Here is a 20,449-nt window from a genome sequence, read left to right as displayed (position 1 = left end):
GGCAGGTATTCCAGCAGGCAGGGCACGCAATCCGCAAATAGTCAGTAGGCTTGCTTTTATGACTTTCGCCAAGCGGCCGGACGCGGCCCCATGAGGCTCCGCCGCAGCAATGCCTCGGGCCGCGGCTACCGCCGTGTTGCCGCCGGTAAAGGCTTCAGCTACCGGGACCTGGACGGCTCCACCTTGCCGCCCGGCCCGGTCCGGGACCGGCTGGAAAGCATCGGCATTCCGCCGGCGTGGACCGACGTTTGGATTGCCCCGTTCGAGAACGGGCACATCCAGGCAACAGGCGTGGATGGGGTTGGCCGGCGCCAGTACATCTACCACCCGGAATGGCGGGAACGGAAGGACCGGGTGAAATTCGACCGGTCCCTGCAGCTGGCGGAGTCGCTGCCGGCGGCCCGCCGCAGGGTCACCATGGACCTGCGCAGTGAGGGTTTTTCGCGTGACCGGGTCCTGGCCGGGGCCTTCCGGATGCTTGACAGCGGGTCGCTGCGCGTGGGGTCGGAGCGGTACACGAACGAGAACGGCAGCCACGGACTGGCCACCCTGCTCTGCGCCCATGTCACGGTGCGCAAGGACCGCATCCTCCTGAGGTTCCCAGCCAAGAGCGGCAAGGACTGGGAGTCGGAAATCCGCGACGCCGACCTCGCCGCCCTGCTGCGGCTGCTCAAGCGGCGCGGCCCCAACGCCCGGCTCCTGGCGTACAAGGAAGGGCGGCAGTGGAAGCCCGTCACCAGTGCCGACATCAACGCCTACGTGAAGGAACGGACCGGGTCCGACTTCACGGCCAAGGACTTCCGGACCCTGCGGGGCACGATTGCGGCGGCGGCCAGCCTGGCCCGCACGGGCGCCCAGCGGACGGCGGCCAAGCGCAAGAGGGCCATCGCCCGGGCCATGGTGGAGGCGTCCGAGGTGCTGGGGAACACGCCGTCGATCGCGCGTAAGAGCTACGTCGATCCGCGCGTGCTGGACCACTACCACGAGGGCGAAACCATTGATCCCAAACGGCCCGATTCGGCCGAGGCCGAGCTAAGGGCCCTGCTGTACCGCGAGGGTGACGTGGTTCCGCTGGCGAAAAGCGGCTGAGGCCTAGAATAGGGGACTGTGCGCTACCTGTTCGGCGCATTTTCATCAACATGGCCAGTTCAGAAGGGCTTCCGGTGTCCAACCACAGCGAATCCGCCTCCTCCCGTCCCCTCCGCGTCGCCATTGTGGGCGCGGGGCCGGCCGGTGTCTACGCTGCGGACATCCTCACCAAGTCCAGCGGCGTCAAGGACGGCGACTTCGAGGTCAGCATCGACCTCTTCGAGGCCTACCCGGCGCCCTATGGCCTGATCCGGTACGGTGTGGCGCCGGACCATCCGCGGATCAAGGGCATCGTCAACGCCCTGCACAAGGTCCTGGACCGCGGCGACATCCGGTTCCTGGGGAACGTCACGTACGGCCGGGACCTCACCCTGCACGATTTCCGGGCCTTCTATGACGCCGTGATTTTCTCCACCGGCGCGGTCAAGGACGCGGACCTGGACATCCCCGGCATCGACCTCCAGGGCTCGTTCGGCGGCGCGGACTTTGTGTCCTGGTACGACGGCCACCCGGACGTGCCCCGGGAGTGGCCGCTGGAGGCGAAGGAAATCGCTGTGATCGGCAACGGCAACGTGGCACTGGACGTGGCCCGCATGCTGGTCAAGCACCCCGAAGAACTGCTGAGCACCGAGATTCCGGACAACGTGTACCAGGGGCTGAAGGCTTCGCCGGTCACGGACGTGCACGTGTTCGGCCGCCGGGGCCCGGCCCAGGTGAAGTTCACGCCCCTGGAGCTGCGGGAACTGAGCCACATGAACGACGTGGACATCGTGCTCTACCCCGAGGACTTTGAGTTCGACGAAGCCTCCGATGACGCCATCCGCAGCAACAACCAGATCAAAACCATGGTGAATACCCTCACCAACTGGCTGGTGGAGGAGCACACCGAATCCGAGAACCCGTCCTCCCGGCGGCTGCACCTGCATTTCCTGCACAGCCCGGTTGAGCTGTTGGACGACGGCAGCGGCAAGGTGGGTGGGATCAAGTTTGAGCGTATGCAGCTTGACGGCACCGGCAACGCCAAGGGCACGGGGGAGTACATCGAGTACCCGGTCCAGGCCGTTTACCGGGCCATCGGTTACCACGGCTCCGCCCTGGACGAACTCGAGTACGACGCCAAGCGGGGCGTCATCCCCAATGAAGGCGGCCGGGTCCTGGACGCAGAAGGCAACCCGGTGCCCGGCATTTATGCCACGGGCTGGATCAAGCGCGGGCCGGTGGGCCTGATTGGGCACACCAAGGGCGACGCCCTGGAAACCATCGGCTTCCTGCTCGAGGACCGGCTGACCCTGCCCCCGGCCAAGAACCCTGACCCGCAGGCGATTATCGACCTGCTGGAGGAGCGCGGCATCGAATACACCACGTGGGAGGGCTGGAACAGGCTCGACGCCCATGAAGCCGGACTCGGCGCGGCCTGGAGCGGGCCCGAGGGCCTGGACCACGTGGTCCGCGAACGCATCAAGGTGGTGCCCCGCGAGGAGATGATCCGCATCTCCCGCGGCTGACATCCCGGTTGGCGGCTGACGAACCTGTTTGCGTGACTTTTGCAGGCATCCGGTTCCCGCAGCCGCGCCGTTCCAGGGACCGCCCTGCCACGGGCGCCAAAAGCAACGCATTCCGGCCGCCGTCCAGCTGGCTGAGGGATGTACAATTGCCGGGCTGGCAGAACGAATGCCGCGCACCATCATTGGGAGTTCGATGACGAACCTGATCCAGCCGGCCGCCGAGCCGCACCAGCGGGCAGCCCTTGCCGGGCATGAGTTGCTGGATGGTGCCGCGGCCGGCACCCCGGAAATTCCAGGCCTGCGCAAGCTCATCAGGGAGTCCTGGCAGCGGTCGGCCCATTTCAAGGCGAATCCGGACAGCCCCGCAGCTCCGCTCGCCATGGACCGCGACGTGCTGGAGGACTACCGCAGCCAGCACCCATTGGCCGCCATCATGCCGGTCATCAACAAGCTCCTGGTCCAGCCCAGCCACGACAGCGGACTGCTGGTGGCAGTGGGTGACGAGGTAGGCCGGCTCCTGTGGGTGGACGGGGACCCCGTGCTGCAGCGCCGCGCCGAGGGCATGATGTTTGTTCCGGGTGCCGACTGGTCCGAGGCCACCGTGGGCACCAGCGCGCCCGGAACAGCCCTGGCCCTGGGCCGGGGAATCCAGATTGCCGGGGCCGAGCACTACCAGCGCACCGTCCATCCCTGGAGCTGCACCGCCGTTCCCTTCCACGATCCCGATTCCGGTGCCGTCCTGGGCGTAGTGGACATTACCGGCACGGCTACCGCAGTGGCACCCCACACGTTGTCCCTCGTGGAGGCGACCGTGGCTGCCGCCCAGGCGCAGCTGCGCGTTGAACGGCTGCAGCTGGCGGCCACGCTGGCCAGCAGGCCAGTACGACGGCGGAGCGCGGGCAGCGCTTCCCGGTCACCGGGGGCAGGGGCGAAGGAAGGCAGCCTGTACCGCAACAGCCTCCAGCTGTTGGGCCGCGACCAGGCCCTGCTCAGCATCGAAGGGAAGACGGCGGTGCTGTCCGCCCGCCACAGCGAAATCCTCGCCCTGCTGAGCTCACACCCGGACGGCCTGAGCGCAGAGGAACTCAGCGCCCTCCTGTACCCGGGTGACGGCTCCACCATGACCCTGCGCGCCGAAATGGTCAGGCTGCGCAAGGTCCTGCAGCAGCTCAACCCCGCCGCCGTGCCCGGGTCCCGGCCCTACAAGCTCACCATGGACCTGGTGCCGGACAGCGGCCAGGTGCTGAGCTGCCTGCAGCGCGGTGCCCACCGGATCGCACTGGAGATCTACCGTGGCGCGGTGCTCCCGCGCTCGGAGGCGCCCGGCATCGTGGACCTGCGCACCAGCGTTTCGTCACTGCTCCGCGAGGCGGTCATGACGGACGGCAGCGCGGAGTCCCTCCTTCGGTACGCCGGACTTCCGGAGGCAAGGGACGACGTCGGCGTGCGGCGTGCGGCCCTCCGCCTCCTGCCTGCCCGCTCACCCAAACGCGCCGCCGTCGTGGCTGAGCTGGAGCGGCTGGAGGCCGAACTCCGCGCCTAACGCCGCACCGCCGTCGTAGTTCGCCGCAGTGTGAGCTGGCTTACTTGGCTGCAACCTTCCTGCAACCTGCCTGCTCCTACGCTGGCTGCATTGGCTCATCCCGTACGGGAAGCCTCCTGCACAGCAAAGGAGCTAGCAATGACCGTTTACGCACAGCCCGGAACCGAAGGCTCGAAAGTCACGTTCAAGGACCGCTACGAGAACTGGATCGGCGGCGAGTGGGTGGCCCCGGTGAAGGGCCAGTACTTTGAAAACATCACCCCGGTCACGGGCAAGGCCTTCTGCGAGGTGGCCCGCGGCACCGCGGAGGACATCGAACTGGCGCTGGACGCCGCGCACAAGATCGCCCCGTCCTGGGGCAAGACCTCCGTGGCAGAGCGCGCAGCGATCCTGAACAAGATTGCCGACCGCATCGACGAGAACCTGGAAATGCTCGCCGTCGCCGAGTCGTGGGACAACGGCAAGCCCATCCGCGAGACCCTCAACGCGGACCTCCCGCTGGCCGCGGACCACTTCCGCTACTTCGCCTCCGCCGTCCGCGCCCAGGAGGGCGGGCTGTCCCAGCTCGACGACGACACCACCGCCTACCACTTCCACGAGCCGCTCGGCGTCGTCGGCCAGATCATCCCCTGGAACTTCCCCATCCTGATGGCCGTCTGGAAGCTGGCGCCCGCCCTCGCCGCCGGCAACGCGGTGGTGCTCAAGCCCGCCGAGCAGACCCCGTCGTCGATCCTGGTCCTGATGGAACTCATTGGCGACCTGCTGCCCGCCGGTGTGGTCAACGTGGTCAACGGCTTCGGCGTGGAAGCCGGCAAACCGCTGGCCTCCAGCCCCCGCATCCGGAAGATCGCGTTCACCGGCGAAACCACCACCGGCCGGCTGATCAGCCAGTACGCCAGCCAGAACCTCATTCCCGTCACCCTCGAGCTCGGCGGCAAGAGCCCCAACATCTTCTTCAACGACGTGGCCCAGGAGAACGACGCGTTCTACGACAAGGCGCAGGAGGGCTTCGCCCTGTTCGCCTTCAACCAGGGCGAGGTGTGCACCTGCCCGTCCCGCGCGCTGGTCCAGGAGGACATCTACGAGTCCTTTATGGCCGACGCCGTGGCCCGGGTGGAGAAGATGGTGCAGGGCAACCCGCTGGACACCGAGACTCAGGTGGGTGCCCAGGCCTCCAACGACCAGCTCGAGAAGATCCTGTCCTACATCGACATCGGAAAGCAGGAAGGCGCCAAGGTCCTGACCGGCGGCGCCCGGGCGGAGCTGCCGGGAGACCTCGCCGGCGGTTTCTACGTGCAGCCCACTGTCTTCGAGGGGCACAACAAGATGCGGATCTTCCAGGAGGAGATCTTCGGGCCCGTGGTGGCCGTAACGAAGTTCAGCGACTACGCCGACGCCATGGGCATCGCGAACGACACCCTCTACGGCCTCGGCGCCGGCGTCTGGTCCCGCAATGGCAACGTGGCCTACCGCGCCGGCCGTGAAATCCAGGCCGGCCGCGTCTGGGTCAACAACTACCACGCCTACCCGGCGGGCGCCGCGTTCGGCGGCTACAAGTCCTCAGGCATCGGGCGCGAGAACCACGCCATGATGCTGGACCACTACCAGCAGACCAAGAACCTGCTGGTCAGCTACAACGAAAACAAGCTCGGCTTCTTCTAAACCGCCTTATCCCGCTACACCAACGCAAGGATTTCGCCAATGACGACGACAATGCAAGCAGCAGTAGTAACCGAATTCGGCAAGGACCTGCAGGTCCAGGACATCGCAGTCCCCACCCCGGGGCCCGGGGAAGCCCTGGTCAAGGTCCTGACCACCGGGGTCTGCCACACCGACCTCCATGCGGCCGAGGGCGACTGGCCCGTAAAGCCCTCGCCGCCCTTCGTCCCCGGCCATGAGGGCGTTGGAGAAGTGGTGGCCCTCGGCGAGGGCGTCACCGACCTGGCGGTCGGCGACCTGGTGGGCAATGCCTGGCTGTGGTCCGCCTGCGGCGACTGCCAGTATTGCCGTACCGGATGGGAAACCCTGTGCGAGGCGCAGAAGAACGGCGGCTACAGCGTGGACGGTTCGTTCGGCGAGTACATGCTCGTGGACACCCGTTTCGCCGCCCGCATACCGGCGGGATCCGACCCCGTCGAGGTGGCGCCGGTGCTCTGTGCCGGCGTCACCGTCTACAAGGGCTTGAAGATGACCGAAGCGAGGCCGGGCCAGTGGGTCACCATCTCCGGCATCGGCGGACTCGGGCACATCGCCGTGCAGTACGCCGTGGCCATGGGCCTCCGGGTGGCGGCGGTGGACATCGCCGACGACAAGCTGGCCCTGGCGAAGGCGCATGGGGCCGAGCTGACGGTCAATGCCCTGCACGAGGATCCAGCGGAAGTCATCCAGCGCGAAACAGGAGGATGCCATGGAGTATTGGTCACCGCCGTGCATCCCTCGGCCTTCGGGCAGGCAATCGGCATGGCACGCAGGGGCGGCACGATTGTGTTCAACGGGCTGCCGCCGGGCGACTTCCCCGCGCCGATCTTCGAGATTGTGCTCAAGGGACTGACTGTCCGCGGCTCCATCGTGGGGACCCGCCAGGACCTGGAGGAGGCCCTGGACTTCTACGCCCAGGGCAAGATCCACCCCACGGTGTCCGTGCGGGAGCTCCCGGAAATCAACGCCGTCCTCGATGAAATGAAGCACGCCAAGATCGACGGCCGCGTGGTGCTGAGGTTCTGATGCAGCTGGACAGGCTTGACGCCGGGGTGACGCTGCCCGGGGAGGACTTCTCCCGGGTGGCGCTTACCCCGGCGGCCGTACAGCTGCTGCGGAAGCTGTGGCTCCAGCACGGCCCGCTCATGTTCCACCAGTCCGGCGGCTGCTGCGACGGGTCCGCGCCCATGTGCTATCCCGCCGGCGACTTCATCACGGGCAGCTCGGACGTCCTGCTGGGCATGTTTGACCTGTCCGAGGGGCTGGAGCCGCAGCCGCTGGAATTCTGGATGTCGCGGGAGCAGTTCAGCTACTGGAGCCACACGCACCTCACGGTGGACGTTGTGCCGGGCCGGGGGAGCGGCTTCTCTGTCGAGGCCCCGGAGGGAAAAAGGTTCCTGATCCGGTCCACTCTGATGGATTGGCCGGCTTAGGCCCGTTCGGTCAGAAAGCACTTGGACCCTCCATGCGGTGGGTCCCAAGTCCTTTCCCGGAATAAAGTTCGGCAGAGTAACCGTCTCACCATTCGGGACAATTGGGCCCGTCCAGTGGATGGACACTACCGTTAATAGGTCTGTTTCCATCCGAAACCAGGATTGTGATCCCCAATGAACCTTCTCCGGACCAAATCCATCGAGCAGTCGATTGCCGACGCCGATGAGCCCGGGCGCAAGCTGAAGCGCTCCCTCAGTACCTGGGACCTGATGATCATGGGCGTCGCGGTTGCTGTCGGCGCCGGCATCTTCTCTGTTGGCGCCAAGGCGGCGGCCAACTTCTCCGGTCCCGCCGTGACCCTGTCCTTCGCCATCGCCGCCGTCACCTGCGCGCTGGCCATCATGTGCTACGCCGAGTTTGCCACCGCCATCCCCGTGGCGGGCTCCGCGTACGTCTTCACGTACGCCACCATGGGCGAACTTCTGGCCTGGATCATCGGCTGGAACCTGATCCTGGAGCTCTTCACCGCCGCGGCCGTGATCGCCAAGTACTGGGGCATCTACCTCAGCAAGGTATTCGCCCTCATGGGCGCCGACATCCCGCCGGCCATCTCCCTGGGCGGGGTCGACCTCTACTGGGGCGCCTTCCTGATCGTCGCGGTGTTCACCGTGCTGCTGGTCCTGGGCACCAAGCTGTCCGCCCGCGTAGGCAACATCTTCACCCTGATCAAGATCGGCGTCGTCCTCTTTGTCATCGTGGTGGGCTTCACGTACGTGAAGTTCGAGAACTACGCCCCGTTCATCCCGGCCGCTGAGCCGACCGGCGGCACCGGCGGAGCCGACGTCCTGAAGCAGTCCTTCTTCGGCTTCCTCACCGGGGCCGCCCCCGCCCAGTACGGCACTCTCGGCATCTTCGCCGGCGCCGCCCTGGTGTTCTTCGCCTTTATCGGTTTTGACGTGGTGGCCACCTCCGCGGAAGAAGTGAAGAACCCGCAGAAGACCCTGCCGCGCGGCATCTTCGGCGGCCTGGCCCTGGTCACCCTGCTCTACATCCTGGTATCGCTGGCCCTCACCGGCATGGTGTCCTACACGCAGCTGGCCGAGGCCAAGAACCCCACCCTCACCACTGCCTTCGAAGCAGTGGGGGACACCTCCGCCGCCAAGATCATTGCCTTCGGCTCGCTGGTGGGCCTCACCACCGTGATCATGGTGCTCCTCATGGGGCTGTCCCGCGTGGTGCTCGCCATGAGCCGGGACGGGCTCCTTCCCCGCGCACTGTCCAAGACCAGCAAGCGTTCGACGCCGGTGCGCCTCCAGATCATCTGCGGGGCCGCCGTCGCCGTGGTTGCCGGGCTGACCAACGTGGACCTGCTGGAGGAAATGATCAACATCGGAACGCTGTCCGCGTTCGTGGTGGTCAGCCTCGGCATCCTGGTGCTCCGCAAGAAGCGCCCTGACCTGAAGCCCGCATTCCGCGTCCCCTTCGGAAAGGTCCTGCCCATCGTGTCCGCGGTGCTGTGCCTCTACCTCATGACCAACCTTGCGGTGGAGACGTGGATCTTCTTTGCCATCTGGCTGGTCATCGGCATGGCGATCTACTTCGCCTACGGCCAGCGCCACTCCCGCCTCAACGAGCGCTTCGGCGACGCCAGCACGGCGGTCAACGGACCGGCCGTCGAGAAAGCGCGCGACGGCGAGGACGAGCTCACCCGCGCCTGACGCCCCCTTGTAAATGCCCTGGCTTGCCAGGAGCTGCCCTGCCCCGCAAAAGCGGCGCGGGGCAGCGCCGTTTAAGCGGGGTGTGGCAGCTTGTGCGCGGGCGTCACCCGCCGGATGCTCCGAACCTAAGATGGACCCATGGCCCGTCCCACACGATCCGAACGCAAGGCAGAGCTCCTGGCCGCGATCCTGGATTACCTGATGGACAAGACGCTAGCCGAGCTTACCTTCCGGAGCCTCGCCGAGGGCCTGGGCATGAGCGCCTACGTGCTGGTGTACCACTTCGGAAGCAGGGACCAGCTGATCAATGACATTGTCGTTTCGATCGAGTCCCGGCTGGACCGGATGCGCGATACGGACGTGCGCGACATCGACAGGGCGGCCTGGCGGGAATTCCTGCTGGACTCCTGGCAGTGGACCATGGCCCAGAGGAACCGGCACCTCACCCGCCTGGAATTCGAAGCGACTGCGCAGGACATCGTGGCTGCCGAACCGAGGGGGACCTCGCAGGAGCACTTCCGGATGCTCCACCACCAAACCCGCGACTGGCTCATGGTGCAGGGCATCGCCGAAGAGTTTGCCGATACGGACGCGCGGCTTTTCACCTCCACGTTCTACGGACTTCAGTTCGACTTTGTGGTCATGAACGAGCCTGAAGCGGCAACCAAAGCCTTCGAGCTGATGCTGGCAGTCTTCTTCAACAACCTGGAAACGCGCCTGGCCGCCGGCGGCTCCCAAGCCTGAGCCATTCCGGCCAGGGAGCGGCTGTGGACACGTCCAATCCAGCCTGACCACCAGAAACCGTCCCTTACGGGGCAGTCTCAGACCTGTAACAATGGGCCGTACACGGGTGTGCCGGCAGTCGTACCATGGTTGAATCAGATAGTCGAACTTTTGTTCGGATGTCGAACATCGGGGCTTGGGGCTGGTCAGCTCCTGGTCATGGGCACGAAGGAGTGATCATGAAACGTCGTCTTATTTCCATCTTGGCAGTTGCCTCTGTCCTTGGGCTGGCGGCCTGCGGAAGCGGCTCGCCAAGTTCCACCGGAGGCGGGAGCGCGCCGGCCACGGGCGGCGGGGGTGCGCGCCTGACCAAGGTCAGCGTGGGCGTGATCCCCATCGTGGACTGCGCCCCCATCTACCTCGGCGACAAGCAGGGATTCTTCAAGGACGAAGGCCTCCAGCTGGATATCCAGACGGCTACCGGCGGCGCGGCGATTGTGCCGGGCGTGGTCAGCGGCAGCTTCGACTTCGCCTTCTCCAACCTGATCTCGGTGATGGTCGCCAAGGACAAGGGGCTGGACCTGAAGTTCGTCGCCAACGGCGCCTCCACCACGGGCGAGAAGGGCAAGGACATCGGTGGCGTGGTGGCCCCGGCCGGCTCGGACATCAAGTCCGCGAAGGACCTTGCCGGCAAGACTGTCTCGGTGAACAACCTCTCCAACATCGGTGACACCACCATTAAATCGGTGATCGAGAAGGACGGCGGTGATCCCAGCGGGGTGAAGTTCGTGGAGGTCGCCTTCCCGGACGCCCCCGCGGCCCTGGCCAACAAGCAGGTGGATGCTGCGTGGATCCTGGAACCTTTCCTGTCCAAGGCCGTGGCTGAGGGCGGAACCGTGGTGTCGTCCAACTTCGTGGAGATGAGCCCGGAACTGGACATCGCAGGCTACTTCACCAAGGGTGACACCATCAAAGGCAAAGCGGAGCTGACCGAGAAGTTCACCCGAGCCATGAACAAGTCCCTTGAGTACGCCCAGGAACACCCGCAGGAAGTCCGGGACATCGTGGGAACGTACACCAAGATCGACGAAGCCACCCGCGCCAAGATGATCCTGCCGCGCTACCGCGTTGACTTCGACAAGGACGCCTTCAAGACGCTCGGCGACGCCGCGGCCAAGTACGGCACCTTGACCAAAGCTCCGAGTGCGGACGACCTCCTCCCGTGAGCACAGGAACCCTGGCCACCGGCGGGGCCGCTCCACGGGCGGAGCGGCCCCGCAGGCAGGGCGGCAAGGGAGCAGCGAAACAACTGCTCGGGATCGCAGGGATTATTGGATTCCTGGCCACCTGGGAGCTCATTCCCCGGCTCGGCCTGATCAACGAACGGTTCCTTCCACCTGCCAGTGAAGTCATAGCCGCCCTGGTTGTCGACTTCGGCCTGACGGCCTTCTGGGTGGCGGTGGGCGAGACCATGAAGGCGTGGTTCCTCGGCCTCCTGATCGCCGTGGCTGCCGCGGTCCTGCTGGGTTTTATCATCGGCTCCAGCGGCTTCCTCAGGAAGGCCACCAACTCCACCATCGAGTTCCTGCGCCCCATCCCGTCGGTGGCCCTTATCCCGTTGGCCGTGCTGCTGTTCGGGGTGAAGATCGAATCGTCCCTGCTGCTCATCGTGTACGCGTCCTTCTGGCAGGTCCTCATCCAGGTGCTGTACGGCGTGGCTGACGTCGACATGGTGGCCAACAACACCGCCAAGACCTACGGGCTGGGCACGATGGCGCGGATCCGGTACGTCGTGTTTCCCACGGCACTGCCCTACCTGATGACGGGGGTGCGGCTTGCCGCCGCGGTGGCGCTGGTCCTGGCCATCACGGCGGAACTGGTGATCGGCTCCCCGGGCCTTGGCCGGGAGATTGCCCTCGCCCAGTCCGGCGGTGCCATCTCCGGGATGTACGCCTTGGTGCTGGCCACCGGCCTGATCGGTGTCCTGATCAACATTGTGATGCGCCAGATCGAGAAGCGGATCCTTGCATGGCACTCCTCTGTCCGGTCGGAGGTGATCGTGTGAGGTCGTTGAAAAACCTCGGCTACATCGTGGGCCTGCCGGTCCTGCTGGTCCTGGTCTGGTGGTCCTCCACCCTGGGTGCGGTCAACTTTTTTGTCCCCCGGCCTGCCGACCTCGTAAGGACGTTCGGGAACGTCTGGTTCGGTGACAGGTTCTTTTCCGATGTCCTGCCCAGCCTTGGAAGGCTGGTGGTGGGCGTGGCGGTGGCCATTATCATCGGAGTGGTGGGTGGCGTCCTGATCGGGTCCGTCCGGTGGTTGCGGGCACTGCTGGAACCGACGCTGGAATTCTTCCGGGCCGTCCCGCCTCCGGTCCTGGTGCCGGTGCTGATGCTGCTCATGGGCATCACCGACTCCATGAAAATCATGGTCATCATTTCCGGCTGCGTCTGGCCGGTGCTGCTCAACACCATTGAAGGTGTGCGGGCCGTGGATCCGGTCCTCTCCGATTCAGCCCACACCTACGGCATCAGCGGTTGGGCACGCGTGCGGTACCTGGTGCTGCCTTCAGCCAGCCCGCAGATCATGGCCGGCGTGCGCCAGTCGCTGTCCCTCGGGCTGATCCTCATGGTGATATCCGAAATGTTCGCATCGTCCTCCGGGCTGGGCTTCACCATTGTCCAGTTCCAGCGGTCCTTCGCCATCCCGGAAATGTGGTCCGGCATTGTGGTGCTGGGCCTGCTGGGTGTGGCCATGTCCTTCATCTTCCAGTGGGCAGAGCGGAACATCCTGCGCTGGTACCACGGCCAGAAAGAGGTAGAAAATGCAGCCTGAACCCACTCCAGCGAAAACGGAGGCCATCCTCTCCGTCCGCGGGCTGAAGAAGGTCTACCAGACCGACGGCGGTGACGTGGAGGCGGTCCGGAACCTCACCTTTGACCTGCGTGCAGGGGAGTTGGCCTGCCTCGTGGGGCCCTCGGGCTCCGGCAAGACAACGCTGCTCAAGTGCATCTCCGGGCTCATGGCGCCGACCGAGGGCGAGGTGCTCCTGGACGGCAAGCGGGTGACAGGTCCGCCCAAGAAGATGGCCGTGGTGTTCCAGGAATACGGACGTTCGTTGTTCCCGTGGATGCGGGTCCGGGACAACGTGGAACTGCCGCTGAAGAACCAGGGCGTCCCCAAAGCCGAACGCGACCGGCTGGTGGACGACGCCCTCGAAGCCGTGGGGCTCTCGCACGTGCCGCGGTCCTACCCCTGGCAGCTTTCCGGCGGCATGCAGCAACGCGTGGCTATTGCCCGGGCTATCGCGTACCAGCCTGAGGTCCTGCTGATGGACGAGCCGTTCGCGGCCGTGGATGCGCAGACCCGGGCCGACCTCGAGGACCTGATCCGGGTGGTCTGGAAGAAGCTCGGCGTGACCGTGCTCTTCGTGACCCACGACATTGACGAATCCGTGTACCTCGGCGAGCGGGTCATCATCCTTTCCAGCTCTCCCACCGTCATCCAGGAGGATATTACGATCGACCTTCCGGACGAGCGCGACCAGCTGAACACCCGTTCCCTGCCGCGCTTCACGGAGTTGCGCCACCACGTGTACGAGCAGATCCAGCTGGCGAAGAAGGGGCACCGACCGGCGGCGGCCTCAGCCGGGAAGGAAACTCCGCTCAAGGGGCAGCATGCCGGCTGACCCAGTCCACTAACGGCCGCAGGTCCTCCCATAGTTTCCCGACTTCCTGGACTGCATCCGGGGTGGCCAGCCATTCCGGACGGCCGAGGTGGACACTGGCGGCGAGGGACTTGTGCTTCAGGAGTTCTGCCCGGGGATGCTCGCGAGGGTAGCCCCGCGGAACCGTCTTCAGCTTCTCGCCCTCCACGGCAAAGCCTGCGGCAGCCACGGCGTCGACAATCTGGCGGAGCGACTCCCCGGTGCCGGACGCGTCCACGGAGTTGCGGTACCTGGCCAGCTGGGCGGGTGTGTGCGAGTGGTAGCCGCCGCCCACCAGTAGCCCGTCGGCGCTGACCTGGAGGTAGTAGCCCACGCCTTCCTGGACGGAGGCCACCGCGCCCTGGGCCGTCTTGTAGGGGGACTTGTCCTCGGAAAACCGGATGTCCCGGTTGGGCCGGAACAGCTTCGCCGGTCCGAACCGGGGTTCCAGCCCTGCGAGCAGCGAGGAGAGGGGTTCCTTGACCAGGGACAGGTAGCTGTCCTTGTGTTCCTGCCACCACTCCCGGTTGTTGTGGTGCTGAAGCTCCTCATAGAACCCGAACGCACCGGCGGGTATGCCCTGGAAACTTGTCATAAAGCGATCCTAGGGACAGGCAGCCATCCGCGGCCATGACCGGAACCGGCTATGTGGAAAAGAAAAACCACCCCGCCACTGGAACAGTGGCGGGGTGGTTTTCAGCAGCTCAAGACGGGATGGATCAGCCGATCTTGTTGGCAGCCTCTGCATCGGAGGCCGGTGCGGACGGGGCCGCGGCGGCACCAAGGTTGGCGCGCAGCTTGGCGCCGAGTTCGGCGTCAACGTTGGTCCAGTACTGGATGGCGCGTTCCTTGATGCCGGGGCTCTTGACGCCGCCCACTGCGCCGGTGATGGTCTCGAGGAAGCGGGCCTTGGCCGCTTCGTCGTAAACCTCGCGGTACAGCGTGCCGGCCTGGATGAAGTCGCTGTCCTCGGCGTGGAGGGAGTGCGCGGCAAGGGTCAGCTCGCCGTCGTTCTCCCAGCCGCCGGCCGGGTTCTGCGGCTCAACCGCAGCCGGGCCGCCAACCGAGTTGGGGGCGTAGACCGGCACGGACGGGGCGTTGAAGTGGTATCGCCCGGCGCCGTCCTGGCTGTAGTTGTTGACCTGGTTCTTGGGCTGGTTCACCGGGATCTGGGCGTGGTTGGTGCCCACGCGGTAGCGGTGCGCGTCCGCGTAGGAGAAGATGCGTGCCTGCAGCATCTTGTCCGGAGAGGCGGCGATGCCCGGCACGAAGTTCGACGGCGCGAACGTGGCCTGCTCGATCTGGGCGAAGTAGTTCTCCGGGTTCCGGTTCAGCTCCATGGTGCCCACCTTGATCAGCGGGTAGTCCGCGTGCGGCCACACCTTGGTCAGGTCGAACGGGTTGAAGCGGTAGGTCTTGGCGTCCTCGTACGGCATGACCTGGACGTGCAGGTCCCAGGACGGGAAGTTGCCGGCTTCGATGTTCTCGGAGAGGTCGCGGATGTAGAAGTCCGCGTCGGAGCCGGCGAGCTGCTCAGCCTGCTCGGAGCTCAGGGAGTTCACACCCTGGTTGGATTTGAAGTGGTACTTGACCCAGAACCGCTCGCCTTCGGCGTTGATCCACTGGTAGGTGTGCGAGCCGTAGCCCTGCATTTCGCGCCAGGAAGCCGGCAGGCCGCGGTCGCCCATGAGCCAGGTGACCTGGTGTGCGGACTCGGGGGACAGGGTCCAGAAGTCCCACTGCATGTCGGCGTCGCGCAGGTGGGTGCCCGGCAGGCGCTTCTGGGAGTGGATGAAGTCCGGGAACTTGATGCCGTCGCGGATGAAGAACACCGGGGTGTTGTTGCCCACGAGGTCGTAGTTGCCCTCGGACGTGTAGAACTTCACGGCGAAGCCGCGGGGATCGCGCCAGGTGTCCGGGGAGCCGTTTTCGCCGGCCACGGAGGAGAAGCGGATCAGCATTTCGGTTTCGACGCCCGGCTGGAGGAAGGCTGCCTTGGTATACCTGGACACGTCCTCGGTGGCCTTGAACGTACCGAATGCTCCGCCGCCCTTGGCGTGCACTACGCGCTCCGGCACCCGCTCGCGGTTGAACTGGGCGAGCTTTTCCACCAGGTAGTGGTCAGTCAGGATGATCGCGCCGTCGGCACCGACCGACTTCGAGTGCGCATCGGACGTAACGGGGGCACCTGACTGGGTTGTTGAAATGGCAGTCATTGTTCTCCTATTTCTCTATTTCTTGTGAGGGACGATTGGAAGGAAGTTGTTGGGACTGCTGGCAGTCCTGGCAGATGCCCTGGTACATGACGTCGGCAATCTGGATGGTCATGGGCTTGGCGTTCTCGTCCCAGTGGGGCGTGAGGCAGGGGGCATGGCCCACGGCGCAGTCCACGTCCTCGACGCGGCCGCAGCTGATGCAGATCGCGTGGTGGTGGTTGTCTCCCACCCGCGTTTCATACAGGGCAGGGGAGTGCGGCGGCTCAAACCTGCGGAGCATGTGCAGGTCCGTCAGGTCGCCCAACACCACGTACACGGACTGCGCCGTCAGCTCGGGCAGCTCCGCGCGGGCGGCGGCCAGGATGCTTTCGGCCGGGGAATGGGGGTGGCGTTCGACGGCGGACAGGACCGCCAGCCGCTGTTTGGTCACCCTGCGGCCATGGGCGCGCAGGGCGGCAGCCCATGCCTCGTGGCCATCAAAGTGTTCCGTCATGCCACCATTCAAGCACTTATTATGAACATCTCACAATAAGGCTCGGATAACACCTTGTGAACGGGAAGAAACCCTGCCGCCGCTAGGGTTGCAGGGTGGGGAAACTGCTCGCTGACATCACGCCGCTCAGGGAGAGCCCTGCCTTCCGCAGGCTCTGGCTGGGCTCGGCCGTTTCCGCGGTCGGCAGCCAGCTCACCCTTGTGGCAGTAAGCCTTGAGGTTTACCGCATCACCCAGGACAGCCTTTACGTGGGCCTGCTGGCGGTCTTCGCGCTGGTACCCCTGGTCATTGGCGGGCTGCTGGGCGGATCCATCGCGGACTCCCACGACCGGCGCCAAGTGGCCCTGCTGTCCTCCACCGTCATGTGGTTGGTCACCGGGCTGATTGCGCTGCAGTCCTGGGTCCAGCTGGGCAACGTGTGGGTCCTGTACCTCCTGGTGGCGCTGCAGAGCGGCGCGCAGGCCATCAACCAGCCGGCCCGCAGCGCCATCCTTCCCATGCTGATCCGGACCGAACTCCTGCCCGCGGCCAACGCGCTGAGCATGATGTCCTTCGGCCTTGCCATGACGGCCGGTCCGCTGCTGGCCGGCGTGCTGGTGGCCTGGGTGGGGTTCGGCTGGACGTACACCCTGGACTTCGCCAGTTTCGCTTTCGTGCTGTGGGCTGTCTACCGGCTGCCGCCCCTGCCCCCGTCAGGCACCCCGGGCAGGCCCGGGTTCCGCTCCGTCGTCGAAGGCTTCCGCTTCCTGGGCACAAGGCCCAACGTCCGGATGACCTTCGTCATCGACCTCCTGGCCATGATCCTTGCCCAGCCCCGGGCGCTCTTGCCGGCCATCGGTGCCGTCATGATCGGCGGCGGCGAAGCGACCGTGGGGATCCTGCTCGCATCCACCGCCGTCGGCGCTTTCCTGGCCGGTCTGTTTTCCGGACCCCTCGGCGGAGTCCGCCGGCAGGGCAGTGCCGTGGTTCTTTCGGTGATGGGCTGGGGTGCGTCCATGGCGGCCTTCGGCCTGGTGGTGGTGCTGGCCGGGCGTGCCCCGGACGGGGAGGTCACGCCATGGCTGCTCCCGGCGGCAGTGTGCTGCGCGCTCGCCGGCATCGCCGATTCCATCAGCGGCGTCTTCCGGCACACCATCCTCCAGGCGGCCACACCGGACCACCTCCGCGGGCGGCTCCAGGGCGTTTTTATCGTTGTGGTGGCCGGCGGTCCCAGGATCGGCGACCTGCTCGCCGGCGGCGCCACCAGGATCGCGGCCGAGGGCTGGGTCCTGCTGTTCGGCGGCGTGCTGTGCGTCGCCGCGGCCTGGGCGGCAGCCAGGCTCCAGCCCGGCTTCGGCCGGTATGACGCGCGGAACCCAGCCCCCTAGACAGGCGTTTCCTTAGTGAGTAAGGAGGAGACGTGCACAAACATTACAACGGGCTCAAAACGGCGGCGCTCTTCGGGGTGCTGTGGGCGGTGCTGCTGGGCCTCGGGGCGCTGATCGGCACCAGTACCCGCAGCTCCGCGCCAATCTGGATCATGGCCCTCGTGGGGGTGGGCACCACGGCCTACGGCTACTGGAACAGCGACAAGATCGCCATCCGCTCCATGGCGGCCTACCCCGTCGCCGAAGCCCAGGCGCCGCAGCTGTACCAGATGGTCCGGGAACTGTCCGTCCGGGCCAACCAGCCCATGCCGCGCATCTACCTCTCGCCCACCATGAACCCGAACGCCTTCGCCACAGGACGCAATCCCCGGAATGCCGCCGTATGCGTAACCGAGGGCATGCTGCAGCTGCTCGACGCCCGCGAACTCCGCGGAGTCCTTGGACACGAACTCATGCACGTCTACAACCGGGACATCCTCACCTCGTCCGTAGCCGCCGCCGTCGCGGGCGTGATCACGTCGGTGGGCCAGATGCTGCTGTTCTTCGGCGGCGGCGACCGGCGCAATTCCAATCCGCTGGCGATGATTGCCATGGCGCTCCTGGCACCCTTTGCGGCGTCGCTGATCCAGCTGGCCATCTCGCGGACGCGGGAGTACGACGCCGACGAGGACGGTTCGCAGCTGACCGGCGATCCGCTGGCGCTCGCCTCAGCCCTGGCCAAGATCGAGCGGGGCGTCACCATCGCGCCGCTCCCGCAGGACCAGCGGCTGGTGAATGCCTCGCACCTGATGATCGCCAACCCGTTCCGCGGCGGGGCGATGAACAAGCTGTTCGCCACGCATCCGCCAATGCGGGACCGGATCTCACGGCTGGAGCGGATGGCGGGCCGGCCGCTGGTGTAGTCAGGGACAATGGGCGACGCGCAAACTCCCTGGCGATGCGCAAACTCCCTGGCGACGCGGAAAGAGGCCGGCGCTGCCCATATTCGGGCAGCGCCGGCCTCTTTGCGTGTCGGCAATACTTTTGTGCGTCGAAAACGACGGCGGGGGACAGCTAGCTGCGGAAGTTCACGAACTGCAGGTCGGCTTCCTCGAAGTCCTTCAGCAGGGCCATGGTGGCCTGCAGGTCGTCGCGGGACTTGGACGTCACGCGGAGTTCGTCGCCCTGGATCTGGGACTTGACGGACTTGGGCGCTTCGTCGCGGATGAGCTTGTTGATCTTCTTGGCCAGGTCCTGCGCGATGCCCTCCTTGATGGAGGCCTCGAGCCGGTACTCCTTGCCGGATGCGTAGGGCTCGCCCGCGTCCAGCGACTTCAGGGAGATGCCGCGGCGGATCAGCTTGGACTGGAGGACGTCCAGCACCGCCAGGACCCGTTCCTCGGAGTTCGCCTTCATCAGGATCTTCTCGCCGCTGAAATCAACCTCGGCGCCGACGCCCTTGAAGTCGTAGCGCTGCGCCAGTTCCTTCTGCGCCTGGTTCAGCGCATTGGCCACTTCCTGCTTGTCTACCTTGCTTACGACGTCGAACGTTGACTCGCCTGCCATGACTCTCCTTGTGCTGGTGGGACCCTGTGCGCTGACAGGGCGTGATCACTGCATTCCAGCCTAATACGGATGCCCGCGCTGATGGGGTCCCGGATTCACAGTTCCCTTTCAGCGGACGCTCCGCAGGAACGAAGGAGGGAGGGGAACGGTTGAACGTGTTGGGAAGTTGCTCGAAGGGAACACCATGCACCGCAAGGCCGTCCGTTATGCCACCCGCACCACCTCAGCCGCAGCCGGGGCGGTGGCAACAATGGCATCGTCGGTTGCCGCCGCCGCGGTTGCGGCGTCCATCATCCTCGCTCCGGTAGCGGACGCTTCATCCCGGATGGAAGGCGTCAGCGAGGACCTGCTGCGAGCCGTCCAGCTGAACCAGATCACCGAGGAGCAGGCCGTGAAGTTCGAGGCCCGGCTTGCCGGGAGGATCCTGGGGGAGGCCTGATTCCGTTCCCTTCCCCCGTTGTTTCAAGGGTTTTCCGGGCCTGCGAGGCCCGATTCGATTCTTCGGCGGAAGTTCTGTAAAGTTGTCTTGCCCGCGGTTACTGGAAGCGGAACGGCCCGGAAACGGACGCTCCGAAGACTGCATCGGCGGGTACTTCTTTTGAAGTTCGGCAGATTACCCGAGCGGCCAAAGGGGGCTGACTGTAAATCAGCTGGCAACGCCTACGGGGGTTCGAATCCCTCATCTGCCACCCAAGCGAAAGCCTCCGGAACCACCAGGTTCCGGAGGCTTTTTCGTGCCGTGGAACCGGCTGCTGCACGCCCGTCCTGGGCTTGTTCGCAGATCGGGCCCTTCAAGGTTCTGAAGCGCGAAGAAGCCCAGGAATCCAGGACACGGGCTGGCATCCGTGCCTTCGAAAGCCGTCCCGGAACCGTGCCAAACCGCCGTCGACATGGGCAGTGGCCGGGCGTAGGCTGGCAGCATCGGCGCATGTGCCCGATGCCCTGCGTCGATATCCAATCGATGAAGGAGGACCAATGAGTGCCGTACGTGAATTCATGACTACGGACGCACAGTGTATTAAGGAAAGCCAGTCCCTGGCAGATGCTGCCCGGATGATGCTGGACCTTGACTGCGGATCCCTGCCTATCTGCGGCGACGACGGCAAGTTGAGGGGCATGATCACGGACCGTGACATCGTGCTCAAGTGCGTGGCCGCCGGACGCGACCCGCGCGAAATGATGGCCCGCGACCTCGCCTCGGGCAAGCCGCACTGGATCGACGCCGACGCTAACGTTGACGCCGCCATCGAGATGATGGAAACGCACCAGGTCCGCCGGCTCCCTGTCATTGCCGACCACAAGTTGGTTGGCATCATCAGCCAGGGGGACATCGCCCGCAACTACTCGGAACAGCGCGTGGGCGAGCTCGTGGAGCACATCTCTGAGCGCAAACGGATGAACGCATAGCGTGG

The 20,449-nt window shown here is 65.6% G+C and carries 20 protein-coding genes and 1 tRNA gene; 17 read left to right on the top strand and 4 right to left on the bottom strand.

The window, feature by feature from the left end:
* Positions 1-90 precede the first annotated feature (90 nt).
* The 12 genes from FHJ30_RS14940 to FHJ30_RS14885 all read left to right on the top strand — a co-directional run bounded on the left by FHJ30_RS14940 (position 91) and on the right by FHJ30_RS14885 (position 13,398).
* Positions 91-1,089: a DNA topoisomerase IB gene (locus FHJ30_RS14940; RefSeq protein ID WP_139030021.1), complete on the top strand. Its 999-nt coding sequence runs from the start codon at positions 91-93 to the stop codon at positions 1,087-1,089.
* Positions 1,090-1,139: 50 nt separating this feature from the next.
* Positions 1,140-2,594 carry an FAD-dependent oxidoreductase gene (locus tag FHJ30_RS14935; protein ID WP_373683154.1) on the top strand — a complete coding sequence of 485 codons (1,455 nt, stop codon included), beginning with the start codon at positions 1,140-1,142 and terminating at the stop codon, positions 2,592-2,594.
* A gap of 193 nt (positions 2,595-2,787) precedes the next feature.
* Positions 2,788-4,137, top strand: coding sequence for a GAF domain-containing protein (locus tag FHJ30_RS14930; protein WP_139030020.1), 1,350 nt, complete (start codon positions 2,788-2,790; stop codon positions 4,135-4,137).
* A gap of 138 nt (positions 4,138-4,275) precedes the next feature.
* Complete coding sequence (locus FHJ30_RS14925; protein ID WP_139030019.1) at positions 4,276-5,799, top strand: aldehyde dehydrogenase family protein; 1,524 nt, start codon at positions 4,276-4,278, stop codon at positions 5,797-5,799.
* Positions 5,800-5,838: 39 nt separating this feature from the next.
* Positions 5,839-6,861 carry an alcohol dehydrogenase AdhP gene (adhP, locus tag FHJ30_RS14920; protein ID WP_171059069.1) on the top strand — a complete coding sequence of 341 codons (1,023 nt, stop codon included), beginning with the start codon at positions 5,839-5,841 and terminating at the stop codon, positions 6,859-6,861.
* Positions 6,861-7,268 carry a DUF779 domain-containing protein gene (locus FHJ30_RS14915; RefSeq protein WP_139030018.1) on the top strand — a complete coding sequence of 136 codons (408 nt, stop codon included), beginning with the start codon at positions 6,861-6,863 and terminating at the stop codon, positions 7,266-7,268. Before adhP ends, FHJ30_RS14915 begins: the two co-directional genes overlap by 1 nt.
* Positions 7,269-7,442: 174 nt before the next feature.
* Positions 7,443-8,987 carry an amino acid permease gene (locus FHJ30_RS14910; RefSeq protein WP_139030017.1) on the top strand — a complete coding sequence of 515 codons (1,545 nt, stop codon included), beginning with the start codon at positions 7,443-7,445 and terminating at the stop codon, positions 8,985-8,987.
* 138 nt (positions 8,988-9,125) lie between these two features.
* Positions 9,126-9,731, top strand: a complete 606-nt coding sequence (locus FHJ30_RS14905; RefSeq protein ID WP_139030016.1) for a TetR/AcrR family transcriptional regulator — start codon at positions 9,126-9,128, stop codon at positions 9,729-9,731.
* Between the two features lie 218 nt (positions 9,732-9,949).
* On the top strand, positions 9,950-10,936 hold the full coding sequence (locus tag FHJ30_RS14900) for an ABC transporter substrate-binding protein (protein WP_139030015.1): 987 nt from the start codon (positions 9,950-9,952) through the stop codon (positions 10,934-10,936).
* Positions 10,933-11,775, top strand: coding sequence for an ABC transporter permease (locus FHJ30_RS14895; protein ID WP_139030014.1), 843 nt, complete (start codon positions 10,933-10,935; stop codon positions 11,773-11,775). Before FHJ30_RS14900 ends, FHJ30_RS14895 begins: the two co-directional genes overlap by 4 nt.
* Positions 11,772-12,545, top strand: a complete 774-nt coding sequence (locus FHJ30_RS14890; RefSeq protein WP_139030013.1) for an ABC transporter permease — start codon at positions 11,772-11,774, stop codon at positions 12,543-12,545. Before FHJ30_RS14895 ends, FHJ30_RS14890 begins: the two co-directional genes overlap by 4 nt.
* On the top strand, positions 12,535-13,398 hold the full coding sequence (locus FHJ30_RS14885; RefSeq protein ID WP_139030012.1) for an ABC transporter ATP-binding protein: 864 nt from the start codon (positions 12,535-12,537) through the stop codon (positions 13,396-13,398). The genes FHJ30_RS14890 and FHJ30_RS14885 overlap by 11 nt, the downstream gene beginning before the upstream one ends.
* Here FHJ30_RS14885 and FHJ30_RS14880 read toward each other — a convergent pair.
* The 3 genes from FHJ30_RS14880 to FHJ30_RS14870 all read right to left on the bottom strand — a co-directional run bounded on the left by FHJ30_RS14880 (position 13,376) and on the right by FHJ30_RS14870 (position 16,125).
* The gene (locus FHJ30_RS14880) at positions 13,376-14,011 is read right to left on the bottom strand and encodes a DUF2461 domain-containing protein (RefSeq protein ID WP_139030011.1); all 636 of its coding nucleotides are present in this window, start codon (positions 14,009-14,011) and stop codon (positions 13,376-13,378) included. The two genes, FHJ30_RS14885 and FHJ30_RS14880, sit on opposite strands and share 23 nt — an antisense overlap.
* Before the next feature lie 124 nt (positions 14,012-14,135).
* Positions 14,136-15,632, bottom strand: a complete 1,497-nt coding sequence (locus FHJ30_RS14875; protein ID WP_139030010.1) for a catalase — start codon at positions 15,630-15,632, stop codon at positions 14,136-14,138.
* A gap of 7 nt (positions 15,633-15,639) precedes the next feature.
* Positions 15,640-16,125, bottom strand: coding sequence for a Fur family transcriptional regulator (locus tag FHJ30_RS14870; protein ID WP_139030009.1), 486 nt, complete (start codon positions 16,123-16,125; stop codon positions 15,640-15,642).
* A gap of 95 nt (positions 16,126-16,220) precedes the next feature.
* Between FHJ30_RS14870 and FHJ30_RS14865 the strand changes: the two genes are divergently transcribed.
* Together FHJ30_RS14865 and htpX are read left to right on the top strand one after the other, a co-directional pair.
* Positions 16,221-17,492 (top strand): MFS transporter, encoded by a 1,272-nt coding sequence (locus tag FHJ30_RS14865; protein ID WP_139030008.1) that lies wholly within the window; start codon positions 16,221-16,223, stop codon positions 17,490-17,492.
* 32 nt (positions 17,493-17,524) lie between these two features.
* On the top strand, positions 17,525-18,394 hold the full coding sequence (gene htpX / locus FHJ30_RS14860) for a zinc metalloprotease HtpX (RefSeq protein ID WP_139030007.1): 870 nt from the start codon (positions 17,525-17,527) through the stop codon (positions 18,392-18,394).
* A gap of 151 nt (positions 18,395-18,545) precedes the next feature.
* Here htpX and FHJ30_RS14855 read toward each other — a convergent pair whose 3' ends face one another.
* Entirely contained in the window at positions 18,546-19,037 is a 492-nt protein-coding gene (locus tag FHJ30_RS14855) for a YajQ family cyclic di-GMP-binding protein (RefSeq protein ID WP_104998705.1), read from the bottom strand.
* A 184-nt stretch (positions 19,038-19,221) separates the two neighbouring features.
* Here FHJ30_RS14855 and FHJ30_RS14850 point away from each other — a divergent pair, with 184 nt between their 5' ends.
* The 3 genes from FHJ30_RS14850 (at position 19,222) to FHJ30_RS14840 (ending at position 20,444) form a co-directional block, all read left to right on the top strand.
* Positions 19,222-19,476 (top strand): hypothetical protein, encoded by a 255-nt coding sequence (locus tag FHJ30_RS14850; RefSeq protein WP_139030006.1) that lies wholly within the window; start codon positions 19,222-19,224, stop codon positions 19,474-19,476.
* A gap of 168 nt (positions 19,477-19,644) precedes the next feature.
* Positions 19,645-19,726 (top strand) — tRNA-Tyr (locus tag FHJ30_RS14845).
* A gap of 286 nt (positions 19,727-20,012) precedes the next feature.
* The gene (locus FHJ30_RS14840; RefSeq protein ID WP_139030005.1) at positions 20,013-20,444 is read left to right on the top strand and encodes a CBS domain-containing protein; all 432 of its coding nucleotides are present in this window, start codon (positions 20,013-20,015) and stop codon (positions 20,442-20,444) included.
* Positions 20,445-20,449: the final 5 nt, after the last annotated feature.

This window comes from Arthrobacter sp. BB-1 (assembly GCF_006151685.1).
Taxonomy (GTDB): domain Bacteria; phylum Actinomycetota; class Actinomycetes; order Actinomycetales; family Micrococcaceae; genus Arthrobacter.
The sequence above is the reverse complement of the archived record's forward strand: the minus strand, read 5'-3'. Positions and strand labels throughout refer to the sequence as shown.